The following is a 17,024-nucleotide window of genomic DNA, read 5'->3' as shown; positions in this document are numbered from 1 at the left end:
TTTTTATTTATGCCTACAAATAGACCTGCTACAATACGCCTCTTAATTAATATTCTGTAAGTCAGTCGTGCAATTAAACTCATCATGTGGTCTGTGTGGCAGTGTGGCAATAGCACATTACCATCAGGATAAACTTCGTCATTATTGGCAATGTGAAAGCTGCCAATTGGTATTTGTGGACGAAAGTGAACGAGTAACCCCACAACAAGAGAAAGCGATTTATGACAGCCATCAAAATGATTTAGGCGACGAGGGTTATCGGCGCTTTTTATCGCGGGTGGCTGACCCTATCATCACTCGCATTGCTCAGCCTGCAACAGGACTGGACTTTGGTTGTGGCCCTGGGCCTTTGTTGGCGCATATGCTTACAGAAGCGGGACATAAGATGTCAGTATATGACTTATACTATGCTAACGATCCTGAGGTATTAACGGGACAATATGACTTTATTACCTGTACAGAGGTGATAGAGCATATAGCAAAACCCCAAATAGTCTTGAATCAGTTGTTTTCATTATTAAAACCCGGAGCACCTTTGGTGCTTATGACTAAACTGGTAATAGACAAGACACGTTTTGCAACATGGCACTACAAAAATGATCTAACCCATATTTCGTTTTTTAGCCGCAAAACATTTGCACACGCAGCACAAATTTATGGCAGCGATATCGAGTTTGTAGGTAGCGATGTCATTATCTTAACAAAACCAGAGGTGCCTGATGCACCGAGTGAAGAAATATTATGACCAGAAAGAAGAAAACCCGTAAGGTTGCCAGCAATGGTACGCCCAGAGTGAGTAAAGAAAAGCTCAAAGAGCTTAGGGCAATTAAAGAGCAGCGCGTTAAAAAGACAAAAGGCGCAAAACCGGGGTCGCGCAATGCCCAAGAAGCTAAAGTGAGCAACGAACAAGCAACTGGTAAGGGCGCGAAAGATCAACGTGTAGGCAGTAAGAAGCCAGTACCATTGGTTGCCCAAACAGCAGAGCTGCCGCAAGAACCTGTGATGAAGCGGCATTTACAACCTCAAGTAGAGTTGAAGAAAGTCAAACCGCAATTGTCTCCTGAGCAAGAGCTTGAGCAACTTGAGAATGACGAACGCTTAATGTCGTTATTAGAACGTCACGAACGTGGTGAGTTGTTAACAGGTAAAGATGCGAAATACTTCAATCGCTCAGTCGCGCGCCATCAGGAACTTTGTGAATTACTGGGTTTGGATGATGAGTTTGAAGAACAAGATATGATTGACGATGATCCGTTAGCGTCATTTATGAGTAATGATTTAGCGGATGAGTGGTTAACTGACGAAGACGAAGACGAGGAAAGATAATGGCTATTGGGCTGGTGATTGCTGTAGTCTGTGGTGCTGCTATCATTGCAGGGCTGTCATTTTATGCGGGTAAATTGTTGTGGCAATTAAAGGAGCAAAAAGCTCAGATTGCCAAGCACCATGCTGCGCAAACTGAAAAGCTAATACAAGCTCGCCAACAGCGCAATGCCAAACTTGCCGATAGTATTAATTTGTTAGCACGAGCCATGAAAGAAAAACAGTGTGAATATTCTGAAGGGTGTTTGCGAGTTTGGGTGCTGATGTCTCAATACAGTTTTGCTGATGAAGTAGAATTGCCAGAGGTTTACCCAGGAGTGCATCAAATGTATGAGGTGGTTAAAGATATGCCCACACATGATGCTCGGAAAAAGTACTCGAAGAAAGAGGTTTTTAAAATGGATACAACACGCTGGCGTGCTGAAGAGCGACTAGAGCAGGCGATATTAGACGATTGCGAAAAACTGGTGGCGCAATTTCAGGCTTTGCCCGGCAGTGATAATGTGGTGTTCCAGTAATCGTATTGAGATGTGATATGAGTAAAGCGACCGAACGGTCGCTTTACTGCTTTTGGGTGCTCAAATATTTTTATATTTGACAGCTTAATAAACTAAAATTCTTTTTATTCAATGAGATGAATCTATTTTTAGATTGCAGTTCCTTTGTAGTTATTTTGTTTCAATTTGCAGCTTGGCATCCATCAAAAGCTATGTGACACTAATGCAGGGAATTCAAACAATATGATTTAGTCCTGTGTTGCTGACGCTACAAACGTTAAGTAATAACAGACTTGAATTGATCAAACGGTGACATGAATGTCGAAAATAAAAGCATGGGAGTTTATCTGCTTGTTTTTGGTCGTGTGCTTACTGAGTGCGTGTTCTTCAAAAGAAGAACAACTGCAGCAGTCCATCACACAATCGATGCAACAGGCAGAAAAAGAGCTCATAGAATTAAAAAAAGCGCTGGAACAGGGGCAAATTCGAAATGCAACTTTGCTCAAAGAGTATCAAAAAGTACTTCAGCAGCAACGTCCTGAACTATCACAAATAAGCTCTTTAATTGCACAAGATGCGACCGCTCAAGGGCCACTGTATACCGGCCTCGCCAACCGTCTAACAGACATTAAAAATCGACCTGAAACGGCTCCTAGCGAAGAAACCTTAGTGCGCTTAGATGTGTTACGTGAGGCCATGAAGCCTAATTTATTTGGTGATGCCTTAACCGATCCATTAAATATGTTGGCCGACATGTCAAATGGTACGCTAGCGAGAGTGGGGGCAATTAGTCAAAGTGCAGAAGGAGCGGGGGTCGGTAACCAGCTGGTTGGCAACCCTAACTATGGTCAGTGGCAAACAAACAATGATGGCATGTCATTTTGGCAGTGGTATGGCATGTATCGTTTATTAGGTGATGTATTTGATGCGGTAGAATACGGCAGTTGGAGCAAACGTCGAAAATATAGCTATTACAATGATTATGGCCGTTATCGCTATTCAAGCCCTAAGCAGATCAAAGCACAAAAGACATTGGAAACTCGAACACGCCAGTCTTATCAGCGTCAAGGTAAACAATTTACTAGCCCTTACGCTAAAAAGCGCAGTGGTGCATCAGGTTTGAGCCGCAGTAGTTACACACCAGTTAGCTCGCGTAGCAGTTATGCAACCACCAGTAGTTATAGTAAAAATGGTTCGGGGACGTTACGAAACAGTAGTAGCCGAACATCTCGTGGTGTAAGTCGTGGCAAGTAATGCCAAGTGTAAAGAACAATTGTTGGAGTTATAAAAATGTACGAATTTAATGGAATAGCGATATGGTCTTTACAAGCCTTGGCCATTGATTTTGCTATTATTATCGCGCTGTTTGTGAGTTTAAAGTATATAAAGGGCTGGGTATCAAACCTACATGCAAACGACGAGATCACAGAGCGAGATAACTTTGCCTTTGGTATCAGTTTCGCCGGTGGGCTAGCTGCGTTAGCAATTGTGTTGACCGGTGTCAGTAGCGGTGCATTCGCCTCCTCTTTGGCACAAGAAGCATTGCAGATGGGTGGATATGGATTATTGGCCATCATACTCATCAAATTAGGTCACTTTTTCCAAGACCAAGTCGCATTGCCTAAAGTGAGTCTGCATAGTGAAATTGTAAAAGGGAACACGACGGCCTCCTTAATTGACTTTGGCCATGTGGTGAGTGTGGCTGTGGTTATTCGCTCTGCATTATTGTGGGTCGCAACCGAAGGCTGGCATGGTTTGCCTATTGTGATTGCGGCATTCATTATTGCCAATGTTGTGCTGTTGCTGGTGAGCCAGTATCGTGTGCAGTTATTTAAACGTACCAACCGCAGTGGCGATTGTTTGCAGCAAGCAATTGTTGATGGCAACCTAGCTGTTGGAATACGTTATGCGGGTTTTTTAATTGGTAGTGCGTTAGCCATAACGGCAGCCTCAGGGATAGCGCCATATGCGCCAGACAATCTGCTAGTAAGTTTGGTCTGCTGGGCGTTGTGTGCACTCGTCAGCGTGATAGCATTTATTTTACTTCATTTGCTGACCATAAAAATTATTTTGGCGGGCTGCGATATCTCTGATGAAGTCAATCGTCAGAAAAATGTGGGAGTTGCGACAATCTCTGCCGCTATTTCTTTTGCCATAGGTATCAGTATGGCGACGTTACTTGGTGCATAATCTTGTCTGAATCCACAACTGGCCCAAGCCGCAGCACATTGCTTGGGCATGATTTTTTACTGATCACTGTGATGGCTGTGCTTGCTGGGTGCGGCCTTATCTATGAATACCTTTTATCTCACTATGCTGGACGCGTGTTAGGTTCGGTTGAAAGCGCTATCTATGCCATGATTGGCACAATGATTGTCGCGATGGGTATTGGCGCATTTTTGGCAAGATGGTTTAAAGATGCGTTTACCGCCTTTGCTTGGCTTGAAAGTATCATAGCGCTGGTTGGTATGGGTTGTATTTTGGCTATTGCTGGTGTGATTGCCGTCAGCTATTCCTTACCCCATTTATTCTCTTCGATTTTTAATTTGCCGGCAGACGTCGTGCTCAATGGCTATGTATTTGAAAAGCTGCAACAGGTAGCAAGGTTTTTACCTTATGTTTTTGGTTTGTTACTTGGGATGCTAATTGGAATGGAAATACCGTTGATTGCTCGCATTCGTCAGCAGGTGTATGGGCGCTTTCTAGAAAATAATGCAGGGACTATTTACGGCGCTGATTACATTGGAGCCGGAATTGGTGCTGCCATTTGGGTCAGTATTATGCTCGCCATGCCTATAATGCAGGCAGCGGCTTGGACAGCGTTGTTCAATATCGTAGCTGGGCTTGCGTTCTTGTGGCGTTATCATCAGCATGTACGTTATGCCACCGTGCTAGCTGTTTGTCATGCTTTATTGCTGGTGCTTTTTGGCTTCGTGTTGCTTTTTGGCAGTAGTTGGATGAAGGACTTAAGTAATGTACTTTACAAAGACAAAGTTATTTATTCCGAAGCTACCAAATATCAACATGTGGTTTTGACGGAGCGTTTAAGTCGCAACCAAAGCGAGCCCATTACGGATCTCTACCTTAATGGCCGATTGCAGTTTTCAAGTGTTGATGAGCAAATATATCATACGATGCTAGTATATCCGGCCATGTTAGCGTCTAACCGACATGATAACGTATTGATTATTGGTGGAGGGGATGGACTGGCCCTAAGAGATGTTTTGAAATGGCCGGTACAGCAAGTGACTTTAGTTGACTTGGATGCGCAGCTACTTAACCTATTTGGTTATTCAGGTGGGCAAGACAATGCACCGGATGATATTAAGCAGCGGCTCACCCAGTTGAATAATGAAGCAATGCTCGACTCAAGAGCCAACGTGATTGTGGCTGATGCATTTCTTGAGGTCGAAAACCTACTGGCTCAGGGGGCGCTTTTTGACACCATCATTGTGGATTTACCTGATCCAAATCACCCCGATTTAAACAAACTTTATAGTGATTATTTTTATAATCATCTACGACAATTATTGGCTGCTGATGGTGCTATGGTCGTACAATCTACTTCGCCATATCACGCCAAGAAAGCGTTTATCAGCATTGCAAAAACCGTGAAATCAGCGGGGTTTAGCTATGTTGAACAATATCAGCAAAACGTTCCCTCGTTTGGCCAATGGGGTTGGACGATAGCAACTAAAGCTGGTAGTTCCGCCAGTGCTAGGGTTCAAAGAGTCGAACATCTGCCCATAGCATCTCGTTGGGCAAGTAAGGAGTATTTACTGGCTGCATTCGTATTTCCTAGCCAATTCTTTGCATACCAAAATCAGATAGATGTTAACCAGTTAGGATCAGGCGTTTTGTACGATTACTATCGTCAGGCTTGGCAAATAGAAAATGAGCTGTATAAAAATTAGTTCGAAAGGTTGACATAATATGTCAACCGTGCAACTCTTAACTAAGACATAATATGTCAAATTAATAAGGCGATAAAATGGAATTAAATGAACTTTCAATCAAACTGGCTTCTTTTGAAACCGAAGGGGTAGGCTTTGAATCATTTATGATAGCCAACCCTGATCAACAAGATGTGTTGCAAGTGATTGTTGATGGTAACGATGAATTACCTATTTTTGTAACGCAAACGCAAGAACAGCTGCTTTGTATTAGTTATTTGTTTGCTGATGAAGAAGTAAAAGCTGAGCTCAAAGATGAGCTTAATGAAACGTTGTTGCGTTTGAATGTGCCTATTCCGCTCAGTGCGTTTGCCAAAGTTGATAATCGGTATGCAATCTTTGGTGCTTTATCGGTTAACTCTTCATTCGATGATATCACTCACGAGTTAGTGACACTTGCAGATAATGCGATAGAAGCGCTAGATGCCGTTACCCCTTATTTAAATGATTAAATAAGTTTTTAGGAGTTAAGATTATGAGTATTTTAAAAAAATTATTCACTGCTGTCCGTGGTGGCGCGCGCGAAGCCGGCGAAGCAATCGTTGATGCCAACGGCATTCGCATTTTTGAACAAGAAATTGCCGATGCGAAAAACGCCCTACAAAAAGCGAAACGTAGCCTGACTGAAGTGATGGCCAAAGAAATGCAAACATCGCGAAAAATCAAAGCGCTAGAGGATTCAATTGCAGAGCATGAAGGTTATGCAGGGCAAGCTCTAGAGCAAGGAAATGAAACATTAGCATTAGAAATTGCAGAAAAAATTGGTGATTTCGAAACGGAAAAAGCTGAGCATGAAGACGTGCTTAATGGCTTTAGTCAGCATATCGTGAGCTTAAAGCAGCAAGTTAAAGATGCGGAAAAGTCGATAAAAGAAAATCAACGTCAATTAAGTATGGTTAAAACTACCGAGAGTGTTCAGCAAGCAACAATGGCGGTGAACAGTACATTAAACACCAACAGCTCATCGATGACGTCGGCGAAAGCTTCATTGGAGCGAATTAGACAGCGCCAGCAAGATCGTCAAGATCAACTCGGTGCAGCAAAGGCCCTTGAAGCAGAGACCAATGGAGAGGATCTGAAAGCGAAATTGGCCCAAGCAGGAATAGGTGCAAGTAACCCAAAAGGTGAAGATATTCTGGCTCGTATCAAAGCGAAACAGGGTAAGTGATCCAACTGGGGGTGAACTGGTTGTTGAGTTAGCCCCAGCCATTTTTTTAGGTGAGATATGTTTAACTTTTTTAAGAAAAAAACAGTGCCGACACGCCAACTAACTGAACCTTCACAGTTAAAGGTTGGTGATATGCTCACGCTCATTGACTCGTTTGCTTATCCAAAATGGCTCAAAGGACAGAGCTTGCGAGTGGTCGCCGTGCATACTTACCAATATCAATATGGTGCTGAGTATGAAATGGTGTTAGAAAATCAGTCAGGGCAAGTTGTGTTTTTGCAAATAGAGCAAGAAGATGGTGAGCAATGGGCAAACTTCTCAATAAAGGTTCAACGTGAAGACGTGGACGACATTTTCACACTGGATGAATTTGCGAGAATATTTGACGAAGACTCATTGACGCAAATCAGTGTTGTCAACGCACCTGAGCGATTTAGTCAGTTTCTAGGAAACAGCTATCAGCAAACGCAAGCACCTTTTGTGTGTTACTTTCATCAGCGTGATTTTCGCCAGCAGACGTTGCCGCAGTTTGAGCAAGAAGGTGGTGAGCCTTGTGAAATAATTACTTTGGCTTCAGATGATGACAAACACAGCCTTAACATTGAGATTTGGGATGGTGGAGAAACCGATGTTTCACTAACCCTTAGCAGACCGATATCTGATATTGTAGAACTGTTCCCTGGGAGTGACTAAGTGAGTGATGCAAAAGCTAAATGGCAACGCCAAGAGCAAGCTGTCAGAGCGACGCAAATGGCGTTTGATCTCAGTAGTGAAGTGCAAAAATCTATTAAGAAGCAGGCGATAGATCAGGAACTGACTCCATCAGATATGATCCGTAAAATCCTCAACTTGGAAGTGAAATCAAAAAAGACTCGGCAACGTTTATCTTTTAATCTCAGTAACGAAGAAATCGCATTACTCGCTGAGCGTTTTGGTGTAGATGCAGATGACAAGCGCGCGGTCAAACAGCGCGTAGCGGAGTTATTAATTTCCCACACACAATAAGCCCGAATTTGGTAACTTGTAATTGCAAATGATTCCTACTTACTAAACATTCATGGAGATATACTTGTTTCAATAGGGCCATTCATAGTATTTATAGTCACTATTAAGCGCCAGTTTCAGTTGCAAGATTTTCATCTATACTCAAAGGCCTTATAATTAACCACCGGAATTTATCGGTCTTGTCTGTATGAACAATCACATAGACCAGACGATTCACGTCACCAAGAGGGCAAAATTGTGCTTCAAGAATATCGTAAACATGTAGAAGAGCGCGCAGAGCAAGGGATCGTACCTAAGCCGTTAGACGCACAACAAACTGCAGATCTTATCGAATTAGTAAAGTCACCAGTAGCAGGTGAAGAAGAATTTATCCTAGACCTTTTAGTTAACCGTGTACCACCTGGTGTGGATGACGCAGCTTATATTAAAGCTGGCTTTTTAGCGGCGGTTGCTAAGGGAGAAGCTGAATCACCACTAGTGAGCAAAGAGTACGCGGCAGAATTGCTAGGTACTATGCTAGGTGGTTACAACATCGCACCTATGATTGAATTACTTGATGATGCAGCACTTGCGCCTATCATTGTTAAAGGTCTTTCAAATACATTATTAATGTTTGATGCGTTTTATGACGTAGAAGAAAAAGCTAAAGCAGGTAACGAATTTGCTAAGCAAGTTATTGAATCATGGGCGAAGGCTGAGTGGTTCCTTAACAAACCAGCTGTTGCAGAGAAAATCTCTGTTACTGTATTTAAAGTAACGGGTGAAACTAATACTGATGATCTATCACCAGCACCAGATGCATGGTCACGCCCAGATATTCCTCTACACGCTTTAGCAATGCTGAAAAACGCACGAGATGGTATCACGCCTGATAAAGACGGTGAAATCGGTCCAATCTCACAGCTTGATGAATTGAAAACAAAGGGTTTACCACTGGCTTATGTTGGTGATGTTGTTGGTACTGGTTCTTCTCGTAAATCAGCAACTAACTCAGTACTTTGGTTCATGGGTGACGACATCCCATTCGTACCAAATAAACGTGTTGGTGGCGTTTGCTTAGGTGGTAAAATTGCACCTATCTTCTTCAATACAATGGAAGATTCTGGCGCGTTACCAATTGAGCTAAATGTTGATGAGTTCAACATGGGTGACCAAATTGACATCTACCCATACGAAGGTGTGGTGAAGCGTCACGGTACTGATGAAGTGATCTCTACTTTCGCACTTAAGTCAGACGTAATTCTTGACGAAGTACGTGCTGGCGGTCGTATTCCACTGATCATCGGTCGTGGTTTAACTGACAAAGCGCGTGCATCTTTGGGTATGGAAGCAGAAGATATCTTCCGTAAACCTGCAATTATCACCGATTCTGGTAAAGGCTTTACGCTTGCTCAGAAGATGGTTGGTAAGGCATGTAACATGCCTGGTGTTCGTCCTGGTCAATACTGTGAGCCGAAGATGACAACGGTTGGTTCTCAGGATACGACGGGCCCGATGACACGTGATGAGCTAAAAGACTTAGCCTGTCTAGGTTTCTCTGCTGATTTAACCATGCAGTCATTCTGTCATACATCAGCTTATCCTAAGCCGATTGACGTAAATACACACCATACGCTTCCTGATTTCATCATGAACCGTGGCGGTGTATCGCTTCGCCCTGGTGACGGTGTAATCCACTCTTGGTTAAACCGTATGTTATTACCAGATACGGTAGGAACTGGTGGTGACTCGCATACACGTTTCCCTCTAGGTATTTCATTCCCAGCTGGTTCAGGTGCGGTAGCATTCGCAGCGGCAACGGGTGTTATGCCATTGGATATGCCAGAGTCAATTTTGGTACGCTTTAAAGGTGAAATGCAACCGGGTATCACATTACGTGACCTAGTACATGCTATCCCTTACTACGGTATTAAAGAAGGCCTACTAACGGTTGAGAAGAAAGGTAAGATCAACGAATTCTCTGGTCGCGTACTAGAAATCGAAGGTGTTGAACACTTAACGGTTGAGCAAGCGTTCGAATTATCAGACGCGTCAGCTGAGCGCTCAGCTGCAGGCTGTACAGTTAAGCTTTCTAAAGAGTCTATCTCTGAATATCTTGAGTCAAACATTGTAATGCTTAAGTGGATGATCTCTGAAGGTTACGGCGATGTGCGTACTATTGAGCGTCGTATCACAGCGATGCAAGAGTGGTTAGCAAACCCTGAGCTTATGGAAGCGGACCAAGATGCTGAGTACAAGCACGTACTAGAAATCGACCTTGCTGACATCAAAGAGCCAATTCTTTGTGCACCAAACGACCCTGATGATGCACGCCTTCTTTCTGATGTAACTGGCGAGAAGATAGACGAAGTGTTCATCGGCTCTTGTATGACTAACATTGGTCACTTCCGTGCAGCGGGTAAACTATTAGATGGCTTTACAGGTCGTATCCCAACTCAACTTTGGGTTGCTCCGCCGACTAAGATGGATAAAGACCAACTTACTGATGAAGGTTATTACGGTATCTTTGGTCGTGTTGGTGCGCGTATCGAAACTCCAGGGTGTTCACTATGTATGGGTAACCAAGCACGTGTTGCTGACAAAGCAACGGTTGTGTCTACCTCTACACGTAACTTCCCTAACCGTTTAGGTACAGGTGCAAACGTATTCTTAGCTTCTGCAGAACTTGCAGCAGTAGCAGCTATCTTAGGTAAGCTACCTACACCAGCTGAGTACCAAGAATACGCGGCGAAGATCAACGCAACGGCAGCTGATACATACCGTTACTTGAACTTCCACAAAATGCCTCAGTATACTAAAAAAGCTGATGGTGTAATCATCCAGCAAGCTGTTTAATTGCGGTAGTTGCTTAAAAAAGCCGGTGTTATCACCGGCTTTTTTGTGTCTATAAGTAGGTTGAATTTTGCGCAGTGATTTTTGAATTAAATAGCTGTATTATGATGTCTAATAGGTTTGTTAATTCAATATTATCGCTAAATCATAGGTAAATTAAACAGAATTTATTTTAATTTCGATTAGAATTGTCGCTAATTTTACATTAATAGGCGACAGCGAAATGACAGCAGTAAACAACCAGAATCTGCTTCAACTGCGTTTTATCCAACAGGCGCATATCGAAGCAGTTAAGCCCTCATTTAACCAACTTCCAGACAATCCCTATGCAGATGGTGCATTTCGTAAGCGTCGATATTCGGTGCTTAAATTTGTTGATGATGTAGTGAGTTTGCAACCAACGAAGGCATTTGTTCAGGATGATTCAATAAACACTTTCCAAGGTAATGTTGAGCGTGTTTATGAAAATCTAGAAGCAGACTTGATCAGCAGTGATGGCTTCAAACATTTACTGACTGAGTTCAAACAGATGACAGGTATTGAAGATGAGCGCCATATTGAAGTGCATCAATTCCGTATGCTGGCCATTGAATCTGATACACCTCCAGCTCCAGAGGGAATTCATCAAGATGGTTTCGATCATGTGTGTGTGTGTGGCGTTTCTCATGAAAATATCGCCGGTGGTGAGCTACTGGTTTATGAAAACAAAGAGTCAGAGCCATGCTTTAAAATGGAGATCAAAGATGGCTTGTTTGCCCTGATCAATGACCGTCAGGTATGGCACAATGCAACTCCAATGAATAAGCTGGATACCGAGAAAGTAGGCTATCTAGATTGTTTTGTATTCACAGCGTAGGGCAAAACATGGAACTCAATCAAATTCGTCGCCAATTTCCAGCCCTGATGCAACAGGTGAATGGCCAATCGCCCATGTTCTTAGATGGTCCAGGAGGTTCACAAGTGCCTCAGTCAGTACTGAGTGCGATGTCAGCATATTTAGGTTACTTTAATTCCAATTTGGGTGGCGCATTTTTCTCAAGTGAGAAAACAGTCACTTTGATGGACACCGCTCGCCAGGCTGTTGCTGATTTAGTTAATGCACCCAGCAAAGAGCAGATAGTGTTTGGTGCTAACATGACCAGCCTAACCTTTAGTTTTAGCCGTGCGATTTCTCGTCAATGGCAAGCGGGTGATGAAGTGATTGTAACCAATGCGGATCACTATTCTAACGTATCTTCTTGGCGCTTAGCGGCAGAAGATAAAGGGGCAACAGTACACGCGGTGCGCATCAACGAAGCCGATTGCACACTTGATCTTGCTCATTACAAAAGCCTTCTCAACGAAAACACCAAGTTAGTTGCAGTAACTTACGCGTCTAATACCACGGGCTCTATCAACGATATAAAGCAGATAATTGAACTGGCGCACCAATTTGGTGCATTGGTATATGTTGATGCCGTACACTATGCGCCACACGAGTTGGTGGATGTACAAGCACTGGACTGTGACTTTTTGGCATGTTCAGCGTATAAGTTCTTTGGCCCACATGTTGGGATTGTGTATGGCAAGCGCGAGCATCTGGAAAACTTCACTCCTTATAAGGTGGAGCCAGCAAAGGATGTAATACCGGGTCGCTGGGAAACAGGCACACAGAGTTTTGAGGGACTTGCTGGAGTTATCGCGGCAATTGACTATATTGCTCAATTAAGTGGCATGACAGAAGATACGCCACGTCGTGAGCGTTTGGCTGTTGCGTTTGCTAAAACCAAGCAACATGAAATGGCACTCAGTGAGCATTTCTTAACGAGATTAGCTGAGTTTGAACAGATCTCATTGTTTGGCATTTCTGACAAAACCCGTCTGGCGGATCGAACACCTACCTTTGCACTTACATTTGAGGGATTTGAGCCACGAGCCGTATCCGAATTTTTGGCTAAGCAACATATCTGTGTATGGGATGGAAACTTTTATGCTCAGGGCTTGTGTGAACAACTCGGTGTGATGGATAAAGGCGGCGTGGTACGCATTGGTTGTATGCATTACAATACCATTGAGGAGTTGGATAGGTTGTTTAGTGCCTTTAAGCAACTACTTGTAGCTTAACTGCTATATCTATCATATAAAGCAAAGATCGAAGCGGTTTCGATCTTTGCTTCTGTTTTTGCTTTGAGACGCTATTTTAACTGTATAGGAAGTGATGAGTCACACAGCCAGTTTGTTTTCCTGCAGGCCCGATAACTACATATTATCTTCAATAAAGCTACTAAGGTTGCTTATCCTCACACTCATCCCTTCAATAATTTGATCTTTGACTTTTTCTCTTATGGCAGAAGGAAGGCGTGTCATCGCATCGGGTGTAATGGCTAATAAAATACTGTCTTTTACCGCCTTGGCGCTAGTTGAGTGCTCACGGTGACAAATAAACGCTCCTTCCCCAATAAATTCACCGGGTCGGATCCGACCTAATTCATGCAGCTGACTACTTTTAAAAATCACCAGCTCGCCACTGAGCACGATAAACAGGCGGTTATCGAGCTCAAAGCGTTTGAAAGCGTGGCGATTCGCGTTCACCAAATACAATCGACCGAATGATTCTAACAAAATTTGTCGTTCAGATAGGCTAAAGCCTTTGAAAAAATCGAGCCGATTAATGATCTCCAATTGCTTAATAAGAGGCACATTCTCAAGTAATTTCATGGGTTTCAGTCGCCTTATGGTTTATCACTAATAGTGGCGACTTTTATAGGCAGGGTCAACGATATTTTGCTAGGTCGCTGATACTGCGAGCGACCAACTACATACTCAATTAGCAGGCAGGATCATATGGAGATGTTGGGCAGGTCATCCCCAGGTAGCTGATACAACCCTTATTATGGGGAGAAGTTGCATACATACCACCTGCGGCCTGAGGTGTAAGCTCTCGTGGTAAAGTGGAGCTTTCGCTGAGTTTTTTTAACGGTTTCTTGTGTAATTTAATTTTCATGTGAAATCCTTTACAAATGTAGGTTAGACCGAGTATTTCGGCACATATTAAACTACGAAACCACTGTATGCTTTTCAATCAAATATTATTCAATTTGGGTACTTCAAGAGGTCGGCATAGACTGACACTAAGGTGCCAGTCGACTTCTTCTAATCTTGAATATTTCTCTCTTTGAGCTTTCGAGTTAGTGTATTTCGGCCCCAACCGATTTTCAAAGCGGCATCTTGTTTGTGGCCATGGCAGGCACTTAGCGCGGTCTTTATCAAGCGTACTTCTAGCTGAGCTTGCACAGCGGGCCAGATATTTTCTTTACCTTGTTTCAATTCTTGATTTAACCATTGTTGAAAAGCATCTAACCAGTCACCTGTTGTTTCATCGGTGATTGCCGTATGGTTGAGTTCATCGGGCAAGTCGTGTGGCCCAATAAGGTCACCAGGTGCCATTACCGTGAGCCAACGACAGGTATTTTCCAGCTGACGTACGTTCCCAGGCCAATGGTACAGCTTCATAACATTAATAGCGTCGTCATTGAGGACCTTACACTCTACCTGTAGCTCCTTGGCACTACGGCCTAAAAAGTGTTGGGCAAGTTTTGCGATATCCTCAGGGCGTTCTCTAAGTGCAGGGAGCTTTAATCGCACCACATTGAGGCGGTGAAACAAATCTTCTCTAAATTGGCCTTTTTTAACCAACTGCTCTAAGTCTTGGTGTGTAGCTGCGATGATACGTACATCGACTTTAACACTTTGATGTCCGCCTACTCGATAAAACTCCCCGTCAGCTAACACCCGTAGTAGACGAGTTTGTACATCCAGAGGCATATCGCCAATCTCATCCAAAAACAATGTGCCCCCATCAGCTTGCTCAAAGCGACCACGGCGCATGCTGTCAGCTCCAGTGAATGCGCCTTTCTCATGACCAAAAAGCTCTGATTCAACCAAGTCTTTGGGAATAGCGGCCATGTTAAGTGCGATAAATGCATTTTCTTTGCGTGGGCTATGATTGTGCAGTGCACCGGCAACTAGCTCTTTACCAGTACCAGACTCGCCATTGATTAGCACACTCATACTCGACGCGGAAAGCTTGCCTATAGCCCTAAAAACCTCCTGCATGGCAGGTGCTTCACCAATAATATCGGGGTGTTTTTGTTCTTGAGCTTGGCGTTTAGTCTTACGAGCTTGTTGGCTGGCTTGATAGGCCCTTTCAACTAAGGAAGTGGCTTCGTTTAAATCGAATGGTTTTGCTAGGTATTCGAAAGCACCTTTTTGAAATGCATTCACTGCGGAGTCTAAGTCGGAGTGTGCCGTCATGATGATCACGGGCAGGTTTGGATATTGTGTGACTATCTCTTCGAGCAAAGCCATGCCATCCAATCCTGGCATTCTTACATCAGAAATCAATACAGCCGGTTGGCTGTATTGTAGAGCTGTTAGTACATCTTGACCGTTGGCAAAACTCTCGGTGTTAAATCCCGCTCGTGATAATGCCTTGTCTAAAACAAAGCGTATTGAAGCATCATCATCAACTAGCCAAACTGTTTTCATTACTTGCTCCCCGTGCCGTCGTCGTCAAACGGCAAGTAAATATTAAATTCTGTGTGTCCGGGCCAGCTATCACAGTCGATCATGCCACCATGTTGCTCGACGATAGTTTGTGCAATGGATAGACCCAATCCAGAACCACCTTCTTTGTTGGTGATCATGGGGTAAAAAAGGGTATCTTTGAGTTCTTCGGCGATACCCGGTCCATCATCCGTAATTTTTACCAACAACGCTTTTTTCATCAAGCGTTCACCCCGCCTCATGCGGTGTTTGATCCGCGTAGTCAAGGTGATGCTGCCTGAACTTTCGAGCGCCTGTTGAGCGTTTCTCACGATGTTAAGCACAACTTGTTGTATTTTCGCTTGGTCGATCACGATATCGGGTATGCTTGGATCATAGTCTTTTAATAATGTTATTTGACTGGCGTTGTCCAACATACTCAACTTGATAACGGACTCGAGTGTTTGGTGAATATTGCACGGCGCTTTTTTGGGCAACTGATTGGGCCCAAGCAGCCTATCCACCAACTCGGTTAATCGGTCCGCTTGCTCTATGATCAACTGTGCACATTGATCGCGTTCCTGCTGACAGCTCTCGTACTGCAATAATTGCGCCGCTCCTCTAATTCCGCCTAAAGGATTTTTTATTTCGTGTGCCAATCCGCGTATCAGTGTTCGTGCAGCCTGATATTGATGCATTTGATTGGAGGCTTGATCAAAGCGTACTTCATCATCGATACGACGACATTCGAGTAGAATATAGGTTTGCTGCTGGTGGTTAATTCGTCTTGCATGGAGGTTCAATGTGGCAGCGCGATTATCTATGAACACCACGTCTACCCTGTGCTGTTGGCAATCAACCCCATCGTTGAGCGCATATTGACTGAGGCGTTCAAAGTCAATGTGATGATGGCTAAATATGTCGTTGATAGGTTGGCCTATTAACCGCTTAATGCCCAGCCCGAATAATTCACTGCTGCTGTTATTGGCATAATGGATCACAAACTCTTTGTCTAACACTAACACACATGTGGATAGGTTATGCCATAGGGCACTCAGCATAGGGTGGGTACTTTGTACCATATTGGGTCACCTGTAGAATCTTTTGCACCAATTTGGTGCACTATAACATGCACTGTCTGATTGGGCTATGGGTTGATACGACTGGTTTTATGCAAATAAAATGTACTCTGTGGACTAGTAGCAATTCTCGTACCCTGCTCGTCAAAAAGGTACATAACCAGATGGTGTTCTCCACGTTCTAGATTTCGTAAGGCAAAGGTGGTGTTGGTTTGCTTTTCACTGACCAGTTGACCGTTGAGTGATAGTTGTACCGTCAAACCTTTGCTAAAAACAGGTTTGACTTGTCCGCTCACATATACGGTTCCGGTGTTTTCTCTGATCGTTTGTTTATGTCCAGGAGATGAAATCTTCAACTGGTATTGTACAGCCTTTTTTACTTTGCGAGGCTCAAGGATTGAGGTATCGGTAATTGGCATACTCAAGGGTTTATTTAAACTCACTTTTTCTGAGCCTGCACGAGGTACGTCAGAAAAAACCCAATTACCGTTTTCGTCTTTCCAGCGGTAAACTTGAGGTTGTGAAGCTGTTGCGCAGAACGTCAGTATCATACTCAATACCAACAAAATCCGTATCATTAATCAGACCCCACACTCTCGACTCGCTTGGTAATACTCTAGTATGAAACATAAAGATTTACCAT

General features: G+C 43.5%; 18 protein-coding genes. 13 read left to right on the top strand and 5 right to left on the bottom strand.

Going from position 1 to position 17,024, the window contains the following annotated elements; translation table 11 throughout:
• The first annotated feature begins 67 nt into the window (after positions 1-67).
• The 13 genes from BIW53_RS07375 (at position 68) to BIW53_RS07315 (ending at position 12,881) form a co-directional block, all read left to right on the top strand.
• Entirely contained in the window at positions 68-745 is a 678-nt protein-coding gene (locus tag BIW53_RS07375; RefSeq protein ID WP_070991213.1) for a class I SAM-dependent methyltransferase, read from the top strand.
• Positions 742-1,326 carry a Der GTPase-activating protein YihI gene (yihI, locus tag BIW53_RS07370; protein ID WP_070991212.1) on the top strand — a complete coding sequence of 195 codons (585 nt, stop codon included), beginning with the start codon at positions 742-744 and terminating at the stop codon, positions 1,324-1,326. The genes BIW53_RS07375 and yihI overlap by 4 nt, the downstream gene beginning before the upstream one ends.
• On the top strand, positions 1,326-1,841 hold the full coding sequence (locus BIW53_RS07365; protein WP_070991211.1) for a DUF2489 domain-containing protein: 516 nt from the start codon (positions 1,326-1,328) through the stop codon (positions 1,839-1,841). Before yihI ends, BIW53_RS07365 begins: the two co-directional genes overlap by 1 nt.
• A 297-nt stretch (positions 1,842-2,138) precedes the next feature.
• Positions 2,139-3,074, top strand: coding sequence for a hypothetical protein (locus BIW53_RS07360; protein WP_070991210.1), 936 nt, complete (start codon positions 2,139-2,141; stop codon positions 3,072-3,074).
• A gap of 36 nt (positions 3,075-3,110) precedes the next feature.
• Positions 3,111-4,010: a DUF350 domain-containing protein gene (locus tag BIW53_RS07355; RefSeq protein WP_070991209.1), complete on the top strand. Its 900-nt coding sequence runs from the start codon at positions 3,111-3,113 to the stop codon at positions 4,008-4,010.
• A 2-nt stretch (positions 4,011-4,012) separates the two neighbouring features.
• Positions 4,013-5,734, top strand: coding sequence for a polyamine aminopropyltransferase (locus tag BIW53_RS07350; RefSeq protein ID WP_070991208.1), 1,722 nt, complete (start codon positions 4,013-4,015; stop codon positions 5,732-5,734).
• Between the two features lie 77 nt (positions 5,735-5,811).
• Positions 5,812-6,225 carry a DUF2170 family protein gene (locus BIW53_RS07345; protein WP_070991207.1) on the top strand — a complete coding sequence of 138 codons (414 nt, stop codon included), beginning with the start codon at positions 5,812-5,814 and terminating at the stop codon, positions 6,223-6,225.
• 23 nt (positions 6,226-6,248) lie between these two features.
• Positions 6,249-6,941 (top strand): PspA/IM30 family protein, encoded by a 693-nt coding sequence (locus BIW53_RS07340; protein ID WP_070991206.1) that lies wholly within the window; start codon positions 6,249-6,251, stop codon positions 6,939-6,941.
• A 57-nt stretch (positions 6,942-6,998) separates the two neighbouring features.
• Complete coding sequence (locus tag BIW53_RS07335; RefSeq protein WP_070991205.1) at positions 6,999-7,634, top strand: hypothetical protein; 636 nt, start codon at positions 6,999-7,001, stop codon at positions 7,632-7,634.
• Positions 7,635-7,946, top strand: coding sequence for a hypothetical protein (locus BIW53_RS07330; RefSeq protein WP_070991204.1), 312 nt, complete (start codon positions 7,635-7,637; stop codon positions 7,944-7,946).
• A 237-nt stretch (positions 7,947-8,183) separates the two neighbouring features.
• Positions 8,184-10,781, top strand: a complete 2,598-nt coding sequence (gene acnB, locus BIW53_RS07325; protein ID WP_070991203.1) for a bifunctional aconitate hydratase 2/2-methylisocitrate dehydratase — start codon at positions 8,184-8,186, stop codon at positions 10,779-10,781.
• Between the two features lie 220 nt (positions 10,782-11,001).
• Complete coding sequence (locus BIW53_RS07320; RefSeq protein WP_070991202.1) at positions 11,002-11,634, top strand: 2OG-Fe dioxygenase family protein; 633 nt, start codon at positions 11,002-11,004, stop codon at positions 11,632-11,634.
• Between the two features lie 8 nt (positions 11,635-11,642).
• Complete coding sequence (locus BIW53_RS07315) at positions 11,643-12,881, top strand: cysteine desulfurase-like protein (RefSeq protein WP_070991201.1); 1,239 nt, start codon at positions 11,643-11,645, stop codon at positions 12,879-12,881.
• A 135-nt stretch (positions 12,882-13,016) separates the two neighbouring features.
• On the opposite strand, the gene BIW53_RS07310 is transcribed toward BIW53_RS07315, so the two are convergent.
• From BIW53_RS07310 to BIW53_RS07295, 5 genes are all read right to left on the bottom strand, one after another.
• The gene (locus BIW53_RS07310; protein ID WP_070991200.1) at positions 13,017-13,475 is read right to left on the bottom strand and encodes a cyclic nucleotide-binding domain-containing protein; all 459 of its coding nucleotides are present in this window, start codon (positions 13,473-13,475) and stop codon (positions 13,017-13,019) included.
• A 109-nt stretch (positions 13,476-13,584) separates the two neighbouring features.
• A complete protein-coding gene (locus BIW53_RS20860; protein WP_175442102.1) occupies positions 13,585-13,761 on the bottom strand; it encodes a hypothetical protein in 177 nt (58 codons plus the stop codon).
• A 149-nt stretch (positions 13,762-13,910) separates the two neighbouring features.
• Positions 13,911-15,305: a nitrogen regulation protein NR(I) gene (gene ntrC / locus BIW53_RS07305; protein WP_070991199.1), complete on the bottom strand. Its 1,395-nt coding sequence runs from the start codon at positions 15,303-15,305 to the stop codon at positions 13,911-13,913.
• On the bottom strand, positions 15,305-16,384 hold the full coding sequence (gene glnL / locus BIW53_RS07300) for a nitrogen regulation protein NR(II) (RefSeq protein WP_070991198.1): 1,080 nt from the start codon (positions 16,382-16,384) through the stop codon (positions 15,305-15,307). The genes ntrC and glnL overlap by 1 nt, the downstream gene beginning before the upstream one ends.
• A gap of 65 nt (positions 16,385-16,449) precedes the next feature.
• On the bottom strand, positions 16,450-16,959 hold the full coding sequence (locus tag BIW53_RS07295) for a DUF4124 domain-containing protein (RefSeq protein WP_070991197.1): 510 nt from the start codon (positions 16,957-16,959) through the stop codon (positions 16,450-16,452).
• Positions 16,960-17,024 lie beyond the last annotated feature (65 nt).

Origin of the sequence: Pseudoalteromonas byunsanensis (genome assembly GCF_001854475.1) — a bacterium.
GTDB lineage: Bacteria > Pseudomonadota > Gammaproteobacteria > Enterobacterales > Alteromonadaceae > Pseudoalteromonas > Pseudoalteromonas byunsanensis.
Note: the sequence above shows the minus strand (reverse complement) of the source record. Positions and strands in the feature narration are given on the sequence as shown.

Bases quoted from the DNA above. Each gene is read 5' to 3' on its own strand.
- yihI (WP_070991212.1), top strand. From the start codon at position 742: ATGACCAGAAAGAAGAAAACCCGTAAGGTTGCCAGCAATGGTACGCCC.
- BIW53_RS07365 (WP_070991211.1), top strand. From the start codon at position 1,326: ATGGCTATTGGGCTGGTGATTGCTGTAGTCTGTGGTGCTGCTATCATT.
- BIW53_RS07360 (WP_070991210.1), top strand. From the start codon at position 2,139: ATGTCGAAAATAAAAGCATGGGAGTTTATCTGCTTGTTTTTGGTCGTG.
- BIW53_RS07355 (WP_070991209.1), top strand. From the start codon at position 3,111: ATGTACGAATTTAATGGAATAGCGATATGGTCTTTACAAGCCTTGGCC.
- BIW53_RS07345 (WP_070991207.1), top strand. From the start codon at position 5,812: ATGGAATTAAATGAACTTTCAATCAAACTGGCTTCTTTTGAAACCGAA.
- BIW53_RS07340 (WP_070991206.1), top strand. From the start codon at position 6,249: ATGAGTATTTTAAAAAAATTATTCACTGCTGTCCGTGGTGGCGCGCGC.
- BIW53_RS07335 (WP_070991205.1), top strand. From the start codon at position 6,999: ATGTTTAACTTTTTTAAGAAAAAAACAGTGCCGACACGCCAACTAACT.
- BIW53_RS07320 (WP_070991202.1), top strand. From the start codon at position 11,002: ATGACAGCAGTAAACAACCAGAATCTGCTTCAACTGCGTTTTATCCAA.
- BIW53_RS07315 (WP_070991201.1), top strand. From the start codon at position 11,643: ATGGAACTCAATCAAATTCGTCGCCAATTTCCAGCCCTGATGCAACAG.
- BIW53_RS07310 (WP_070991200.1), bottom strand. From the start codon at position 13,475: ATGAAATTACTTGAGAATGTGCCTCTTATTAAGCAATTGGAGATCATT.
- BIW53_RS20860 (WP_175442102.1), bottom strand. From the start codon at position 13,761: ATGAAAATTAAATTACACAAGAAACCGTTAAAAAAACTCAGCGAAAGC.
- ntrC (WP_070991199.1), bottom strand. From the start codon at position 15,305: ATGAAAACAGTTTGGCTAGTTGATGATGATGCTTCAATACGCTTTGTT.
- glnL (WP_070991198.1), bottom strand. From the start codon at position 16,384: ATGGTACAAAGTACCCACCCTATGCTGAGTGCCCTATGGCATAACCTA.
- BIW53_RS07295 (WP_070991197.1), bottom strand. From the start codon at position 16,959: ATGATACGGATTTTGTTGGTATTGAGTATGATACTGACGTTCTGCGCA.